We start from the raw sequence: 16,173 nt of genomic DNA, 5'->3' as shown, positions 1-16,173 counted from the left end.
CCCCCTCGCGACGCTCCCGACGAGGTGACCAGCAACGAGGAGCGCAGCGACGAGAAGCGCCCGGGCACGGAGCTCTGCGGAGTGCACGGAGGCAGTGCGAGCGCCAGCGAGCACGAGCGCTTAGCACTCCCTTGGGTCGAGTGCCAATGACGTGCTAGATTCCGAACTGGCACTCGGCACCGTCGATTGCCAATCGTGCACGACCCCCGCGACGGCGTGCACACACCATTTACCGTTCACCCGCCGAAAGGGGAGGTCGACACGTGTCGGTCACCATCAAGCCGCTCGAGGATCGCCTGGTCATCCAGGCGGTCGAGGCCGAGCAGACCACCGCATCCGGACTCGTCATCCCGGACACCGCCAAGGAGAAGCCCCAGGAGGGCAACGTCGTCGCCGTCGGACCCGGTCGGGTCGACGACAACGGCAACCGCGTCCCGCTGGACGTCGCCGTCGGCGACAAGGTCATCTTCAGCAAGTACGGCGGCACCGAGGTGAAGTACGCCGGCGAGGAGTACCTCATCCTCTCCGCGCGCGACGTCCTCGCGGTCGTCTCCTGACCTGACGCCCCGGCCCGCACCTCGTGCGGGCCGGGGCCTCTCGCATCCCACGGGCCTCCCGGGGGGATGCACCCCACCCCGCACGTCACCCCATCTGCAAAGGGACCCACCACCATGCCCAAGATCCTGGAGTTCGACGAGAACGCCCGTCGCGCCCTCGAGCGCGGCGTCGACAAGCTCGCTGACACCGTCAAGGTCACGCTCGGCCCCAAGGGCCGCTACGTCGTCCTCGACAAGAAGTGGGGCGCGCCGACCATCACGAACGACGGTGTGACCGTCGCCCGTGAGATCGAGCTCGACGACCCCTTCGAGAACCTCGGCGCCCAGCTCGCCAAGGAGGTCGCCACCAAGACCAACGACGTCGCCGGTGACGGCACCACCACCGCCACCGTGCTGGCCCAGGCGATGGTCCACGAAGGCCTGCGCGCCGTCGCTGCCGGAGCCAACCCGGTCGGCCTCAAGCGTGGCATCGAGGCGGCCGTCGAGGCCGTCTCGGCCAAGCTGCTCGAGACCGCCCGCGACGTCGACGACATCTCCGACATGACCTCGGTCGCCACCGTCTCGTCCCGCGACGCCCACATCGGCGAGCTCATCGCCGAGGCGTTCGACAAGGTCGGCAAGGACGGTGTCATCACGGTCGAGGAGTCCAACACCCTGGGCACGCAGCTCGACTTCACCGAGGGCATGCAGTTCGACAAGGGCTACCTGAGCCCCTACATGGTGACCGACACCGAGCGCATGGAAGCTGTGCTCGACGACCCGTACATCCTGGTCAACCAGGGCAAGATCAGCTCGGTCAGCGACCTGCTGCCGCTGCTGGAGAAGGTCGTCGCCGCCGGCAAGCCGCTGTTCATCATCGCCGAGGACATCGAGGGCGAGGCGCTCTCGACCATCGTGGTCAACAAGATCCGCGGCACGTTCACCTCCGTCGCCGTCAAGGCGCCGGCGTTCGGTGACCGTCGCAAGGCCATGCTGCAGGACATCGCGACCCTCACCGGCGCGACCGTCGTCACCCCCGACGTCGGCCTGAAGCTCGACGCCGTGGGCCTGGAGGTGCTGGGCACCGCCCGGCGCGTCGTGGTCAGCAAGGACGACACCACGATCATCGACGGCGGCGGCGAGTCCGCCGAGGTCGAGGGCCGGGTCAGCCAGATCAAGGCCGAGATCGAGAACACCGACTCCGACTGGGACCGCGAGAAGCTGCAGGAGCGGCTGGCCAAGCTGGCCGGTGGCGTCTGCGTCATCCAGGTCGGCGCGGCCACCGAGGTCGAGCTCAAGGAGAAGAAGCACCGCATCGAGGACGCCGTCTCGGCGACCCGCGCGGCGATCGAGGAGGGCATCGTCCCCGGTGGCGGTTCCGCCCTCGTGCACGCCGTCGCCGTCCTGGACGACGACCTGGGCCTGACCGGCGACGAGGCCACCGGGGTGCGCATCGTCCGCCGCGGTGCCGACGCCCCGCTGGAGTGGATCGCCCGCAACGGCGGCGTCTCCGGTGAGGTCGTCGTCAACAAGGTCCGTGAGACCGGGCAGGGCTACAACGCCGCCACCGACGAGTACGGGGACCTGCTGGCGCAGGGCATCCTCGACCCGGTCAAGGTCACGCGGTCCGCGCTGGCCAACGCCGCGTCGATCACGGCGATGCTGCTCACCACCGAGACCATCGTGGTCGAGAAGCCGGCCGAGGAGCTGGACGACTCGCACGCCGGTCACGCGCACTGACGCAGTCCGTCACCCACGACGCCCGCCCCCACCTCGGTGGGGGCGGGCGTCGGCCGTCCGGGGGGACCCCTCGCACCTCTCGGACTTAGGTGAGGGTAACCTCACTGACATGAAGACTCGTCTGCTGACCGCCGCCGCGGCCCTCACCCTGTTCTCCGTCGCCGCCTGCGGCTCCTCCACCGACGACGCCGGTGCCGGCGACGCCGCCTGGACGTTCACCGATGACCTCGGCACGACCCTGGAGCTCGACGCCGAGCCGGAGCGCATCGTCGCCCAGGTCTCGATGGCCGCCGCCCTCGCGGACCTCGGGATCGAGTCGGTGGCCACCTTCGGCCCGCTGGTCGGCGCCGACGGCGAGGTCGACCCGCAGGCCGCCGGACTCGACCCCGAGGCGGTCACCGACGTGACCGGGGGCGGTGAGTACGGCGACATCGACGTCGAGACCCTCGTGGGTCTGCGCCCCGACCTCGTCATCACCAGCACCTACATCGAGCCGACCCTCTGGTACGTCAACGAGGCCACGGCCGAGCGCATGGCCGACCTGCCGCTGCTCGTGCAGAGCTTCGAGGACCGGTCGCTGACCGAGATCCTCGACGGCACCGAGGAGATCGCCGAGGCCCTGGGCGCCGACCTCGACACCGACGTCGTGCAGCAGGCGCACGCCGACTTCGACGCGGCCGCCGACCGCCTGCGGGCCATCGGCGAGGAGCTCGGGGACCGACAGATCATCGCTGCCTCGCCGGCCACCGACGTGCTCTACATCTCCAACCCCGAGGTCAGTCAGGACCTGAAGTACTACCGCGACGAGCTCGGTCTGCCCATCGTGACGCCCACGAACCCGGACCCGCAGGGTTACTTCGAGACCCTCAGCTGGGAGAACGCCGACACCTACGACGCCGACATCGTCCTGTGGGACGCGCGCGTCGGCGAGGCGGGCCTCGCGATCTTCGACACGCAGCCGGTCTGGGCGGCGACCACCGCCGGCTCCACCGGCGCCTACGTGCCGTGGGTCTCGGTCGTCCCGTCCAGCTACGAGGCGCAGGCCGCCGTGATGAACCAGCTGGCCGACGACCTCGAGCAGTACCTCTGAGGCGTGGTCCCGGCGCTCGGATCGGCCCGGTGCCGCGCGTAGCATGGGCCCATGGAGCAGACGGGTATCCCTGACAAGTTCGCCGCCCTCGGGTTGACCTACGACGACGTGCTGCTGCTGCCCGGGTTCTCCGACCTCAACCCCAGCGAGATCGACACGACCTCCCGGCTGACCCGCGAGATCAGCCTCAAGGTCCCGCTGGTGAGTGCCGCGATGGACACCGTCACCGAGTCGCGCATGGCGATCGCGATGGCCCGTCAGGGTGGCATCGGGGTGCTGCACCGCAACCTGTCGCTCGAGGACCAGGCGTACCAGGTCGACCTGGTCAAGCGCACGCAGACCGGCATCATCTCCAACCCCGTCACGATCGGCCCCGACGCCACCCTGGAGGACCTCGACCGCATCTGCGGCGAGTACCGGGTATCGGGTCTGCCGGTCGTCGACCCCGACAACTGCCTGCTCGGCATCATCACCAACCGCGACCTGCGGTTCACGCCGCTGGCCGAGTGGGCCACCACCAAGGTCGACGAGATGATGACGCCGATGCCGCTGATCACCGGCGACGTCGGCATCAGCCGCGAGGACGCGACCCTGCTGCTGCGCAAGCACAAGCGCGAGCGCCTGCCGCTGGTGGACGACCAGGGCCGGCTGGCCGGCCTGATCACGGTCAAGGACTTCGTCAAGAGCGAGCAGTTCCCCGATGCCTCCCACGACGCCGACGGCCGGCTCATGGTCGGCGCCGCGATCGGCTACTTCGGCGACGCCTGGGAGCGGGCCACGACCCTCATCGAGGCGGGCGTCGACGTGCTGGTCGCCGACACCGCCCACGGCCACGTCCGGATGCTGCTGGAGATCGTGCAGCGGCTGAAGACCGATCCGGCCACCCGTCACGTGCAGGTCATCGGCGGCAACGTGGCCACCCGCGACGGCGCCCAGGCGTTCGTCGACGCCGGGGCCGACGCCGTCAAGGTCGGGTTCGGACCGGGATCGATCTGCACCACCCGCGTCGTCACCGGCTGCGGGGTCCCGCAGATCACCGCCGTCCACGAGGCCTCCCTCGCGTGCGCCCCGGCGGGCGTCCCGGTCATCGCCGACGGGGGCCTGCAGCAGTCCGGCGACATCGCCAAGGCGCTGGTCGCCGGGGCCGAGACCGTCATGATCGGTTCGATGCTCGCCGGGGTCGAGGAGTCGCCGGGCGAGGTGGTCTTCGTCAACGGCAAGCAGTTCAAGGCGTACCGCGGCATGGGGTCGCTGGGCGCCATGAGCAGCCGTGGCAAGAAGTCGTACAGCAAGGACCGGTACTTCCAGGCCGAGGTCGCGAGCGACGACAAGATCGTGCCCGAGGGGGTCGAGGGCCAGGTCGCCTACCGCGGTCCGCTGTCGGCCGTCGCCCACCAGCTGATCGGCGGCCTGAACCAGTCGATGTTCTACGTCGGTGCCCGCACGATCCCCGAGCTGCAGGAGAAGGGCCGGTTCGTCCGGATCACCTCGGCGTCGCTCAAGGAGAGCCACCCGCACGACATCCAGATGGTTGCGGAGGCGCCGAACTACACCTCGCGATAGCTCCCGTTCCCCCTGGGAGTGACGTTCCGGCCCCGAATTGATCCGTTTCGGGGCGCAAACGTCACTGTCAGGGGGAAGGGGACCGCGCACTAGGGTGGTCGCATGAGCACCGAGATCGAGATCGGCACGGCCAAGCGGGGTCGCCGCGCCTATTCCTTCGACGACATCGCGATCGTGCCGAGCCGGCGCACCCGCGATCCCGAGGAGGTGTCCACCGCCTGGCAGATCGACGCCTACCGCTTCGAGCTGCCCGTGCTGGCCGCCCCCATGGACTCGGTCATGAGCCCCGCCACCGCCATCGCCCTCGGCCAGCACGGCGGACTCGGCGTCCTCGACCTCGAGGGACTGTGGACCCGGTACGAGGATCCCGAACCGCTGCTGGCCGAGATCGCCTCGCTCGACCCGGTGGCCGCCACCGCCCGGATGCAGCAGATCTACGCCGAGCCGATCCGACCCGAGCTGATCACGCAGCGCCTGCACGAGGTGCGCGCGGCCGGGGTCACGGTCGCCGGAGCGCTCTCGCCGCAGCGCACCAAGCAGTTCGCCGACGTGGTGGTCGAGGCCGGCGTCGACCTGTTCGTCATCCGCGGCACCACGGTGTCGGCCGAGCACGTCTCCGGCCACACCGAGCCGCTGAACCTCAAGGAGTTCATCTACGAGCTCGACGTGCCCGTCGTCGTGGGTGGGTGCGCCACCTACCAGGCGGCCCTGCACCTCATGCGGACCGGCGCCGCCGGCGTGCTGGTGGGCTTCGGCGGCGGTGCGGCGCACACCACCCGCACGGTGCTCGGCGTCGCGGTCCCGATGGCCTCGGCCGTCGCGGACGTCGCCGCCGCCCGCCGCGACTACCTCGACGAGTCCGGCGGACGCTACGTGCACGTGATCGCCGACGGCTCGATCGGTCGCAGCGGCGACCTCGCCAAGGCGGTCGCCTGTGGCGCCGATGCCGTCATGATCGGGTCGCCCTTCGCCCGGGCGCACGAGGCTCCGGGCCGGGGCTTCCACTGGGGCGCCGAGGCCTGGCACTCGGACCTCCCGCGCGGCCAGCGGGTCGAGTTCGGCACCATCGGCTCGTTGGAGGCCGTGCTGTTCGGCCCGTCCACCGTGCCGGACGGCACCATGAACCTCATCGGAGCGCTGCGCCGGGCCATGGCCACCACCGGCTACACCGAGCTGAAGGAGTTCCAGCGGGTCGAGGTCGTCGTGGCGTGAGCCCGTCGCCCGGTGCCGTGCAGCTGAGCGCGGTCGCGTTCGACCATCCGGCCGCGGTCGCGCTGCGGGCGGACCACATGGCCGCCGGCGACCGGTTGTACGCCTCCGACCCGGCGGCGCTGCACCGGTCGGGGTCGGAGGACCTCGATCCGCGATCGGTGGTCACCACGGTGGTCGCCCACCGGGCGGACCGGCCGGTCGGGCACGCCTGCCTGCGGCGGCTCGACGACGTCGTGTCCCCGGGCATGGCCGGTGAGCTGGAGATCAAGCGCATGTACGTCGTGCCCGACGAACGGGGCCGGGGGGTCGCCGACCTGCTGCTCGACGCGATGCACGCGGCGGCGCGCGACGCCGGGGCGGCACGGGTCGTCATCCACACGGGTGACCGGCAGGTACCGGCCCTGCGGTTCTACGCACGCCACGGGTACGTGCCGATCGAGGTGTTCGAGCCGTACCGCGCCGTCACCTACTCGTTGTGCTTCGAGAAGCTGCTCGACCGACCAGGGCCACCGGCGGACGTCCGCAGCGATGTGACCCGCGGGTAACTCAACTGTCACTTCTCTGGCATCCCCGGCATACCGGCGGTACGATGGCCCCCATGCCTGCCGCCGTCCCGATCTCGTCCGACCGCATCACCCAGCTGACGCGGCAGATCCGCTCGACCAGCGCCGAGACCCGCACCACGACGTCGCCGCTCACCGGCCGGCCGCTCGCGGAGGTCCCCGTCTCGAGCCTCGAGGACGTCGACGACGCGTTCGACGCGGCCAGGGCCGCGCAGGTGGCCTGGGCCGCGACGCCGATCGCCCGCCGCCAGCGTGCCTTCCTGCGGCTGCACGACCTCGTGCTGCGGCACCAGGACGAGCTGCTCGACCTGATCCAGCTGGAGTCGGGCAAGAGCCGCGCCCACGCGTTCGACGAGGTCGCCCACCTCGCCCTCACCGCCCGCTACTACGCGCGCCGGATGAAGCGGCAGCTGGCGCCGTCGCGCCGCAACGGCGCCATCCCGGGTCTCACCAGCGTGCACGTGAACCAGGTGCCCAAGGGTGTCGTCGGCATCATCGCCCCCTGGAACTACCCCCTCACGATGGCGCTGTCGGACGGTCTGCCCGCCATCGCCGCCGGCAACGCGGTCGTCCTCAAGCCCGACAGCCAGAGCCCGTTGATCGCCCTGGCCGGCGTCGAGCTGCTGCGCAAGGCCGGCATCCCCACCGACGTCTGGCAGGTCGTCAGCGGCGCCGGCTCGGTCGTGGGCACCGCGATCATCGAGCAGGCCGACTACATCTGCTTCACCGGGTCCACCGCCACGGGCACCCTCGTCGCCAAGCAGGCCGCGGAGCGACTCGTGAGCTGCTCGCTGGAGCTGGGCGGCAAGAACCCCATGATCGTGCTGCCGGGCGCCGACGTCGACCGGGCCGCGGCGGGCGCGGTCACGGCCTGCTTCTCCTCGGCGGGCCAGCTCTGCGTCTCCATCGAGCGTCTGTACGTGCACGACTCGCTGTACGACGCGTTCCGTGAGGCGTTCGTCGAGCGGGTGCGCTCGCTCAGCATCGGGCCGTCGCTCGACTGGGACGCCGACATCGGCTCGCTCGTCTCGGCCGCGCAGCTCGAGACCACGGCCAAGCACGTCGACGACGCGATCGCCAACGGCGCCAGTGTCCTCGTCGGTGGCCGGGCCCGGCCCGACCTCGGTCCGTTCTTCTACGAGCCCACGGTGCTCGAGGGGGTCACCGCGGCCGCCGAGTGCTTCGCCGACGAGACCTTCGGTCCGCTGGTGTCGCTGTACCGCTTCGGCGACGTCGAGGAGGCCGTGGCACTGGCCAACGCCGGTGAGTACGGGCTCAACGCGAGCATCTGGGGCCCGGTGCCCGACGCACGCGAGATCGCCCCCCGCATCAAGGCCGGCACCGTCAACATCAACGAGGGGTTCTCGGCCACGTTCGGCAGCGTCGACGCCCCCATGGGCGGCATGCGCTCCTCGGGCACGGGTCGTCGGCAGGGCCCCGAGGGCCTGCTGCGCTACACCGAGCCGCAGTCGGTGGGGGTGCAGCGCCTCGTCCCCGTCGGTGGACCGGACTTCCTGTCGGCCAAGATCTTCGCCCGGGTGATGACCGTGGCGCTCGCCCTACTCAGGAGGACTCGCCGCGCATGAGCCACGACTACGACGTCATCGTCATCGGATCGGGATTCGGCGGGAGCGTCTCGGCGCTGCGGCTGGTCGAGAAGGGGTACAAGGTCGCCGTGCTGGAGGCCGGCAAGCGCTACGAGGACGCCGACTTCGCGAAGACCTCGTGGCGGTTGCGCAAGTTCCTGTGGGCACCGTTCCTGGGCTGCTACGGCATCCAGCGCATCGACAAGCTCAAGGACGTGCTGATCCTGTCGGGCGCGGGGGTCGGCGGCGGCTCCCTGGTCTACGCCAACACGCTGTACGAGCCGCTCGACCCGTTCTACCGCGACCCGGCCTGGGGGCACATCACCGACTGGAAGTCCGAGCTCGCGCCCTACTACGACCAGGCGAAGCGCATGCTCGGCGTCACGACCTACCCGTTCGAGACGCCGGCCGACCGGGTCATGCGACAGGTCGCGGCCGAGATGGGCGTGGAGGGCACGTTCCACAGCACCCCGGTGGGCGTGCTGTTCGGCGAGCGCGGTGGCGAGCCGATGGGGGACCCGTACTTCGGCGGCGCCGGACCCGACCGCAACGCCTGCACGAACTGTGGCGAGTGCATGACCGGGTGCCGGCACAACGCCAAGAACACCCTGGTGAAGAACTACCTGCACCTGGCCGAGGGCGCCGGCGCCGAGGTCAAGCCGCTCACCACCGTCACCGCCGTCCGGCCCCTGCCCGGTGGCGGCTACGAGGTCGAGACGCGGCGCACGAACAAGCGTGGCCGCCGACGCACGACGCTGACCGCCGACCAGGTGATCTTCGCCGCCAGCACCATGGGCACCCAGAAGCTGCTGCACCGCATGCGTGACCGCGGCGTGCTGCCGAACGTGTCGCAGCGGCTCGGCCTGCTGACGCGCACGAACTCCGAGGCGCTGCTCGGGGCGATCGCCGACGGCAAGGACGTCGACTACAGCGAGGGCATCGCGATCACCTCGTCGTTCCACCCCAACGAGCACACGCACATCGAGCCGTGCCGCTACGGGCGGGGTTCCAACGCGATGTCGCTGATGCAGACCGTGCTCACCGACGGCAGCACCGACACCCCGCGCTGGCGGGTGTGGCTGAAGCAGATGTGGGTGCAGAAGCGCAACCTGTTCAAGCTGTACGACCTGCGGCACTGGTCGGAGCGCACGCTGATCGCGCTGGTCATGCAGACCCACGACAACTCCATCACCACCTACACCAAGCGCGGCCTGTTCGGCCGGCGTCTGTCGTCGCGACAGGGACACGGCGCCCCGAACCCCGCCTTCATCCCCGAGGGCCACGAGGCCGTGCAGCGGATGGCCGACCACATGGGCGGCACCGCCGGCGGCACCATCGGCGAGCCGTTCAACGTGCCGCTCACTGCCCACTTCATGGGAGGTGCCTGCATCGGCGACAGCCCCGAGACCGGCGTGATCGACCCGTACCACCGGCTCTACGGCCACGACGGCCTGCACGTGATCGACGGATCGGCGATCTCGGCCAACCTGGGCGTCAACCCGTCGTTGACCATCACGGCGCAGGCCGAGCGGGCCCTGTCGTACTGGCCGAACCGCGGCGAGACCGACGTGCGCCCGCAGGTCGGGCGGGGTTTCGTGCAGATGGAGCCGGTCGCGCCGAAGAACCCGGTCGTGCCGGACGACGCTCCCGGCGCCCTCCGCCTGCCCATCGTCGGCATCAGCTGACCCGCGAGATTACGGAGCCGGCACGGAGTCCTGTCACTGGGCACGGGAGATCTGCCGTGCCCAGTGACAACGAGCCGTGCCGGCTCCGTAACTTCTCCACCCGGGCGGGAGGGGCGTTCGGCGCCGAAAAGCGTCCGGAATGCACAGAACCCGGTCGGGAGGGAGCCACGGACCGGGTTCTGTTGTGCCACGAGGAGCGGGCACAGATCTAACGGGAGGGAGTGTAGTTAGATCCACCCGTATCAACGACGCCCCGATACCGGGGTTACGGGGACCGGAAAGAAAGTTGCCACCGGTACGATCGACGCGTGACGAACCCCCGGACGACCACGCCCGAAGCCCTCGCCGAGGCCCAGCACGACACCGTCCTGGTGGTCGATTTCGGCGCCCAGTACGCCCAGCTGATCGCGCGCCGGGTCCGTGAGGCGCGGGTGTTCTCCGAGATCGTCCCCAGCACCATGCCGGCCGCCGAGATGCTGGCGAAGAAGCCGGCCGCCATCATCCTGTCGGGCGGGCCCTCGTCGGTCTACGAGCCGGGCGCTCCGCAGCTGGACCCGGGCGTGCTCGACGGCTCGGTGCCGGTGTTCGGCATCTGCTACGGGTTCCAGGCGATGGCGGCCGCCCTCGGCGGCACCGTCGCGCGCACCGGCCTGTCGGAGTTCGGCCGGACCGAGATGCAGGTCGACACGGCCGGCACCCTGCTGGCCGACCTCCCGCTCCGGCACCGTGTGTGGATGAGCCACGGCGACGCGGTCTCGGCGGCACCCGGCGGGTTCACGGCCCTCGCGAGCACCTCCGGCGCCCCGGTGGCGGCGTTCGAGCACACCGGCCGCGGATTCGCCGGCGTGCAGTGGCACCCCGAGGTGCTCCACTCCGAGCACGGACAGGCGATCCTGGAGCGCTTCCTGGTCGACATCGCCGGTTGCCGGCAGACCTGGACGAGCGCCAACATCGTCGAGGAGCAGATCGCGCTGATCCGCGAACAGGTGGGCGACTCCCGCGTCATCTCGGCGCTCTCGGGCGGTGTCGACTCGGCGGTCTCCACCGCCCTGGTGCAGCGCGCCATCGGTGACCGGCTCACCGCGGTGTTCGTCGACCACGGCCTGCTCCGGGAGGGCGAGGCCGAGCAGGTCGAGCTCGACTACGTGGCGGCCACCGGCGTCGACCTCAAGGTCGTCGACGCCCGGGAGCAGTTCCTCGGCCACCTGGCGGGGGTCACCGACCCCGAGACCAAGCGCAAGATCATCGGTCGCGAGTTCATCCGGGTGTTCGAGGCGGCCGAGGCCGAGGTCCTGGCGACGCCCGGACCACCGGTCAAGTTCCTCGTGCAGGGCACCCTGTACCCCGACGTGGTCGAGTCCGGCGGGGGAGAGGGCGCGGCGACCATCAAGAGCCACCACAACGTGGGCGGGCTCCCCGAGGACCTGGAGTTCTCCCTCATCGAGCCGCTGCGTGCCCTGTTCAAGGACGAGGTGCGCGAGGTCGGGCGGCAGCTCGGCATCCCCGAGGCCATCGTCGGGCGGCACCCCTTCCCCGGCCCGGGCCTGGCGATCCGGATCGTCGGCGCCGTCGACGCCGACCGGTTGCGGATCCTGCGTGCGGCCGACGCGATCGTGCGTCAGGAGACCACGGCGGCGGGCCTCGACTCGTCGATCTGGCAGTTCCCCGTGGTCCTGCTGGCCGACGTGCACTCCGTCGGCGTGCAGGGCGACGGTCGCACCTACGGGCACCCGGTCGTGCTGCGTCCGGTGTCCAGCGAGGACGCCATGACCGCCGACTGGACCCGGTTGCCGTACGAGCTGCTGGAGCGGATCTCGACGCGGATCACCAACGAGGTCCGTGAGGTGAACCGCGTCGTCCTCGACGTCACCAGCAAGCCGCCGGGCACCATCGAGTGGGAGTGAACCGCCCCACGCCCCTCGACGTCGCGATCTCCGCGCCCAACGAGGCGGCGGCCGACGCCGGCGAGCAGGTGGCCCGCGCCGGGGGCAACGCCGTGGACGCGGCGATCGCGGCCGGTCTCGTGACGATGGTGAACGAGGTCGGCATCGTCTCGCTGAGCTCGGGGGGCTTCCTGACCGTCCAACCGGCCGCCGGCGGGCCACCGCAGACCGTGGACGGCTGGATGGACATGCCCGGCCGGGGTCGGCCGCTGGGCGGCGGCACGTGGGACGTCGACACCGCCTACGGCGGCGGGGTCACGGTCACCGTGGGACCCGGTTCGGTCGCAGCCCACGGCTCGGTCGCAGCGATGCAGGAGGCGCACGACCGGTGGGGGAGGGTGCCGTGGCCCGAGCTCGTCGCGCCGGCGGCCGCCGTGGCGCGGCGCGGGTTCCGGCTGAGCTCGGCCTCGCGCTACTACCTCGAGCACGTGCACGACTCGATCTTCGGGTGGGACCCGGTCAGCCACGCGGCCATCCACGACGCCGACGGTGAGATCACCACCGACCCGATCGTGCTGCCGGACCTCGCCGAGGCGTTGGACCTGGTCGCCGCCGAGGGCGCGGCTGCCCTGCACACCGGGGAGCTGGCCCGCCGGATCAGCGGCGACGTGCTGGCCCGCGGAGGGATCCTGGCCAGCGAGGACCTCGCGGCGTACCGGCCTGTCGTGCGGCCGTCACTGGTCGCCGAGGTCGGTGACTGGACCTTCGGCACCAACCCGCCGCCCGCGGTCGGAGGGGTCTGCGTCGCCGCGATGATGAGACTGATGGACGGCCGGCCCGCGGCACCGCTGCCCGACGGCCGCTGGTCCGAGGCCGACGTCGCGCACCTGGTGGCCGTGCAGCGCGCCGTCCTCGGCCACCGCCTCGCCGTGCTGGACCACACCGACGACCTCGCGGCCGACGCCGCAGCCCTGCTCGACCTCGTCGACGCCGGCGGGCTGGGCGCCCTCGAGTCCGGGTCCACCGCCCACGTGTCGGCCACCGACAGTGACGGCGGCGCCTGCTCGCTGACCGTGTCGTCGGGGTACAGCTCGGGCATGGTCGCCGACGGCACCGGCATCTGGCTCAACAACTGTCTGGGCGAGCAGGAGCTGAACGCTCGAGGGCTGCACGGACTGCCGCCCGGGACCCGGTTGCTGTCGAACATGGCGCCGACCGTGGGACGACGACGGGACGGGGCGACCCTTGCCGTCGGCTCGCCGGGCGCCGACCGCATCACCACGGCGATCGTGCAGGCCGTCGCCGGGTTCGTGAACGGCGACCTGGGGCTGGCCGCCGCGGTGAACCACCCGCGGGTGCACGTGCACCGGGCCGGCCGGACCGACGAGGTGGTCAAGGTCGAGACCGAACCGTCGATGTACTTCGGCGGGGTGGGAGCGACCCTCCGCCGGCCCGACGGCCACCTGGTCGCCGCGGCCGACCCGCGGCGCGACGGTGCCGTGCGCCTCGTCCACCCCTGACCGGCGGCGGATGCTCCACTGTTCGGTGGGTCACCTACCGCCGGATCTTCGGTGGCGGGCCCTCCCGCGGTGGTTGACTGGTCCTCGTGACCGGTCCGATCGTCATCGCGCACCGGGGCATGCCCGGTGAACGGCTCGAGCACACCAGGGCCTCGTACGAGCTGGCCGTCGCTGCGGGCTGCGACTACATCGAGCCCGACGTGGTGGCCACCGGTGACGGTCACCTCGTCGTGCGGCACGAGAACGAGATCGGTCACACCACCGACGTGGCCGACCACCCGGAGTTCGCCGAGCGACGCACGACCAAGTTCGTCAACGGGGTGCCGCGCACCGGCTGGTTCACCGAGGACTTCACCCTGGCCGAGATCAAGACCCTCACCACGAGTGAGCGGCTGCCGCAGCTGCGTCCCCAGAACATCGGCCTCGCCGGGGTCGAGCCGGTCCTGACCCTCGACGAGGTCATCGCGATCGCCCGGGCCGGCGGCGTGGGGGTGTACGTCGAGACCAAGCTCCCCAGCTACTTCCGGAGGCTCGGGCTCGACCTCGACGACCTGCTGCTCGAGACCCTGCAGCGGCACGACCTGAACCGCGTCGACGCCGACGTGCCGGTCATCGTCCAGTCGTTCGAGACCTCGAACCTGCAGGGGCTGCGGGACCGGACGCCCCTGCCCCTGGTGCAGCTGATCGACCGGCAGGGTGCGCCGTGGGACTTCGTGGTGCGCCGCGACCGCCGCACGTACGCCAGCCTCACGAGCAAGCGCGAGCTGTCCAGGATCGCCGAGTACGCCGACGGGATCGGTCCGAACAAGAGTCTGGTCATCCGGCGGGACCGTGACTACCGGCTGACCCACGAGACGAAGCTCGTCCGCCGCGCCCACCAGCGCGGCCTCATGGTGCACATCTGGACCATGAGGGACGAGAACAACTTCCTGCCCACGAACCTGCGCCTCGGCCCGGACGTCGCCGCTCACGGTGACGCCCGGGCCGAGTACCTCGCCTTCTACGCCGCCGGGGTCGACGGCACGTTCTCGGACTTCACGCGGACGGCGCTGGCGGCGCGGGAGGAGTGGCTCCGGTCGCCGACACCCACGGGTCGGTCCGGGGCGCCTTCGGCATGAGGAACCACGCCACCACGTAGGCGATGAACACCGATCCGAAGCCGACCACGAGGGCGACGACGGCGACGATCCGTACGACGTTCGCGTCCCAGCCGAAGTGGTCGGCCAGGCCGCCGCACACCCCGGCGATCATCTTGCGCTCGCTGCGACGGGTGAGGGGGCGGTTGTTGGTCATGCGCTTCTCCTGAGGGTGAGGGCCAGGCCACCGACGCCGAGGACGATCAGGATGATCGGCGCCGTGACGGCGAGCTGGCCGGCGGTGACGAGGTTCTCGTCGTGGGCGAGGAACCCGGCACCGGTGGCGAGGAACACCAGGCCGGCGACGAGGCTCCACGGGTTGAAGGGGTGCGTGGTCATGAGCGGTCCACCGTGATCTGTCCGAAGGTCTGGTCGATGAGGATGCGCACGGACGGACGTCCGTCCGCCGGGGAGACGACGCGCGCCGATCGTCCGTCGTCCCGGATGCCGAGGACGTCGATCGCGCCGCCGTCGACGGTGGCGACCACCGTGACGGCGAGGTCGTCGGGCAGGAGAACGCGCGTCTCGCCGAAGCCGGCGTCGAGGCGGATCGTCCGGCCCCGCAGGTCCTCGGGGTCGTCGACCTCGCGCAGGTCGAGCTCCAGCAGGCCGATGCCGAGCTGGTAGTCGGACTCGACGCCGGCGGCGCTGGTCGGCGCGACCCGGATCTCGCCGATCCGCCCGTCCGGCAGGAGCGACCCGATCGCCAGGACACCGCTCAGCACGACACCCAGGAGCACCAGGGCGACGCTGCGGCCCCACCAGGCGCCGACCACGAGTGCGGCACCCGTCACGAGCAGCGCGGCCACGACGTACGCGGTCCAGGTGAGGTCCCGGTCGGCCGCGACGTCCCACAGTGCGAGGGAGCCCAGGACCGCGGCCATCGCCGAGAGGGTGGCGAGCAGGAGCAGCGGGGGCCTCATCCGGCGCGGTGCGGCCGGCTGGGCCGTCCACGTCGGAGGAGCCGGCGGGGCCTCACCACCGGCCGGCACCGTGGTCCCCTCGGTGTCCCCGGCCGGGCCGGCGGGTGACGTCGCGGCCGGAGAGCCGGCAGGTGACGCGGCGCCCGGCCAGCTCGGACCGGCGGGCGGGGGATCGGTCGGGGTCCGCCCGTCGCGACGACGACGCGGCAGCACCACGAACAGCCAGTACAGGCCCAGCGCCGGGAGTCCGATGACGAACAGCGGCCAGGGCCCGCCCCACCAGAACCACCCGCTGTCGCCGATGACCGCACCGACGGCGGCGATGCCGCCGAGGATCAGGCCGACGGTGCGGACCTGCGGTTCGTTGCGGTCGAGCCGGAACCACTCGGCGGCGATGCTCCGGCGACCGTCGTCGGTGGGCAGGAGGAACCAGGCCGTCACGTACAGCACCACGCCGGCCAGGCCGAGGAAGGTCAGGGCGACGAAGACGACCCGGACGATGATCGGGTCGATGCCCAGGTGCCGGCCGAGACCCGCGGCCACCCCGGTGAGCATGCGGCCGTCGGTGGACCGGGTGGCGTCGGCGACCGAGCGCAGGCGCTCGCGGTCGGGTCCGCCGCCTGCCGACTCCTCACCGCCGGGCGGCGGAGGGGGTGGGGGCGGCGTCGTGGGGATGTCGGTCGTGTCGTTCATGTCTCCATCGTGTCGATCGGGGTGGGCCCGCACCATCGGGATC

Annotated in this window: 14 protein-coding genes; 11 read left to right on the top strand and 3 right to left on the bottom strand. The window is 71.3% G+C overall.

The genetic code is table 11. The features are described from left to right. Window positions 1-263 precede the first annotated feature (263 nt). The 11 genes from groES (at window position 264) to HMPREF0063_RS10025 (ending at window position 14,496) form a co-directional block, all read left to right on the top strand. Window positions 264-557: a co-chaperone GroES gene (groES, locus tag HMPREF0063_RS10075; protein ID WP_007078560.1), complete on the top strand. Its 294-nt coding sequence runs from the start codon at window positions 264-266 to the stop codon at window positions 555-557. Window positions 558-671: 114 nt separating this feature from the next. Then, complete coding sequence (gene groL / locus HMPREF0063_RS10070; RefSeq protein ID WP_007078559.1) at window positions 672-2,276, top strand: chaperonin GroEL; 1,605 nt, start codon at window positions 672-674, stop codon at window positions 2,274-2,276. Between the two features lie 109 nt (window positions 2,277-2,385). Next, window positions 2,386-3,366 carry an ABC transporter substrate-binding protein gene (locus tag HMPREF0063_RS10065; protein ID WP_050760939.1) on the top strand — a complete coding sequence of 327 codons (981 nt, stop codon included), beginning with the start codon at window positions 2,386-2,388 and terminating at the stop codon, window positions 3,364-3,366. Window positions 3,367-3,417: 51 nt separating this feature from the next. Beyond that, on the top strand, window positions 3,418-4,929 hold the full coding sequence (guaB, locus tag HMPREF0063_RS10060) for an IMP dehydrogenase (RefSeq protein WP_007078558.1): 1,512 nt from the start codon (window positions 3,418-3,420) through the stop codon (window positions 4,927-4,929). A gap of 102 nt (window positions 4,930-5,031) precedes the next feature. Continuing rightward, the gene (locus HMPREF0063_RS10055) at window positions 5,032-6,141 is read left to right on the top strand and encodes a GuaB3 family IMP dehydrogenase-related protein (protein WP_007078557.1); all 1,110 of its coding nucleotides are present in this window, start codon (window positions 5,032-5,034) and stop codon (window positions 6,139-6,141) included. Further along, entirely contained in the window at window positions 6,138-6,686 is a 549-nt protein-coding gene (locus tag HMPREF0063_RS15815; RefSeq protein WP_007078556.1) for a GNAT family N-acetyltransferase, read from the top strand. Before HMPREF0063_RS10055 ends, HMPREF0063_RS15815 begins: the two co-directional genes overlap by 4 nt. A 53-nt stretch (window positions 6,687-6,739) precedes the next feature. Then, the gene (locus tag HMPREF0063_RS10045; protein ID WP_245527703.1) at window positions 6,740-8,290 is read left to right on the top strand and encodes a succinic semialdehyde dehydrogenase; all 1,551 of its coding nucleotides are present in this window, start codon (window positions 6,740-6,742) and stop codon (window positions 8,288-8,290) included. Continuing rightward, entirely contained in the window at window positions 8,287-9,975 is a 1,689-nt protein-coding gene (locus HMPREF0063_RS10040) for a GMC oxidoreductase (protein ID WP_007078554.1), read from the top strand. Before HMPREF0063_RS10045 ends, HMPREF0063_RS10040 begins: the two co-directional genes overlap by 4 nt. A gap of 308 nt (window positions 9,976-10,283) precedes the next feature. Next, complete coding sequence (guaA, locus tag HMPREF0063_RS10035; RefSeq protein ID WP_007078553.1) at window positions 10,284-11,879, top strand: glutamine-hydrolyzing GMP synthase; 1,596 nt, start codon at window positions 10,284-10,286, stop codon at window positions 11,877-11,879. After that, on the top strand, window positions 11,876-13,378 hold the full coding sequence (locus tag HMPREF0063_RS10030; protein ID WP_007078552.1) for a gamma-glutamyltransferase: 1,503 nt from the start codon (window positions 11,876-11,878) through the stop codon (window positions 13,376-13,378). The genes guaA and HMPREF0063_RS10030 overlap by 4 nt, the downstream gene beginning before the upstream one ends. Before the next feature lie 86 nt (window positions 13,379-13,464). Continuing rightward, entirely contained in the window at window positions 13,465-14,496 is a 1,032-nt protein-coding gene (locus tag HMPREF0063_RS10025; protein ID WP_007078551.1) for a glycerophosphodiester phosphodiesterase family protein, read from the top strand. On the opposite strand, the gene HMPREF0063_RS10020 is transcribed toward HMPREF0063_RS10025, so the two are convergent. Genes HMPREF0063_RS10020 through HMPREF0063_RS10010 form a run of 3 tightly spaced genes read right to left on the bottom strand, consistent with a single transcriptional unit; the run spans window position 14,414 to window position 16,130 of the window. After that, a complete protein-coding gene (locus HMPREF0063_RS10020) occupies window positions 14,414-14,671 on the bottom strand; it encodes a PspC domain-containing protein (RefSeq protein ID WP_040320234.1) in 258 nt (85 codons plus the stop codon). The two genes, HMPREF0063_RS10025 and HMPREF0063_RS10020, sit on opposite strands and share 83 nt — an antisense overlap. Then, the gene (locus tag HMPREF0063_RS10015) at window positions 14,668-14,853 is read right to left on the bottom strand and encodes a hypothetical protein (RefSeq protein ID WP_007078550.1); all 186 of its coding nucleotides are present in this window, start codon (window positions 14,851-14,853) and stop codon (window positions 14,668-14,670) included. Before HMPREF0063_RS10015 ends, HMPREF0063_RS10020 begins: the two co-directional genes overlap by 4 nt. Continuing rightward, complete coding sequence (locus HMPREF0063_RS10010) at window positions 14,850-16,130, bottom strand: PspC domain-containing protein (protein ID WP_040320233.1); 1,281 nt, start codon at window positions 16,128-16,130, stop codon at window positions 14,850-14,852. The genes HMPREF0063_RS10015 and HMPREF0063_RS10010 overlap by 4 nt, the downstream gene beginning before the upstream one ends. Between the last annotated feature and the right edge of the window lie 43 nt (window positions 16,131-16,173).

The organism is Aeromicrobium marinum DSM 15272 (assembly GCF_000160775.2).
GTDB classification, from domain to species: Bacteria; Actinomycetota; Actinomycetes; order Propionibacteriales; family Nocardioidaceae; genus Aeromicrobium; species Aeromicrobium marinum.
This window is presented reverse-complemented; position numbering and strand designations above follow the sequence as displayed.

Excerpts from the sequence above, each read along its gene's own strand:
- groL (WP_007078559.1), top strand. The coding sequence starts at position 672 with ATGCCCAAGATCCTGGAGTTCGACGAGAACGCCCGTCGCGCCCTCGAG.
- HMPREF0063_RS10065 (WP_050760939.1), top strand. The coding sequence starts at position 2,386 with ATGAAGACTCGTCTGCTGACCGCCGCCGCGGCCCTCACCCTGTTCTCC.
- guaB (WP_007078558.1), top strand. The coding sequence starts at position 3,418 with ATGGAGCAGACGGGTATCCCTGACAAGTTCGCCGCCCTCGGGTTGACC.
- HMPREF0063_RS10055 (WP_007078557.1), top strand. The coding sequence starts at position 5,032 with ATGAGCACCGAGATCGAGATCGGCACGGCCAAGCGGGGTCGCCGCGCC.
- HMPREF0063_RS10045 (WP_245527703.1), top strand. The coding sequence starts at position 6,740 with ATGCCTGCCGCCGTCCCGATCTCGTCCGACCGCATCACCCAGCTGACG.
- HMPREF0063_RS10040 (WP_007078554.1), top strand. The coding sequence starts at position 8,287 with ATGAGCCACGACTACGACGTCATCGTCATCGGATCGGGATTCGGCGGG.
- HMPREF0063_RS10020 (WP_040320234.1), bottom strand. The coding sequence starts at position 14,671 with ATGACCAACAACCGCCCCCTCACCCGTCGCAGCGAGCGCAAGATGATC.
- HMPREF0063_RS10015 (WP_007078550.1), bottom strand. The coding sequence starts at position 14,853 with ATGACCACGCACCCCTTCAACCCGTGGAGCCTCGTCGCCGGCCTGGTG.
- HMPREF0063_RS10010 (WP_040320233.1), bottom strand. The coding sequence starts at position 16,130 with ATGAACGACACGACCGACATCCCCACGACGCCGCCCCCACCCCCTCCG.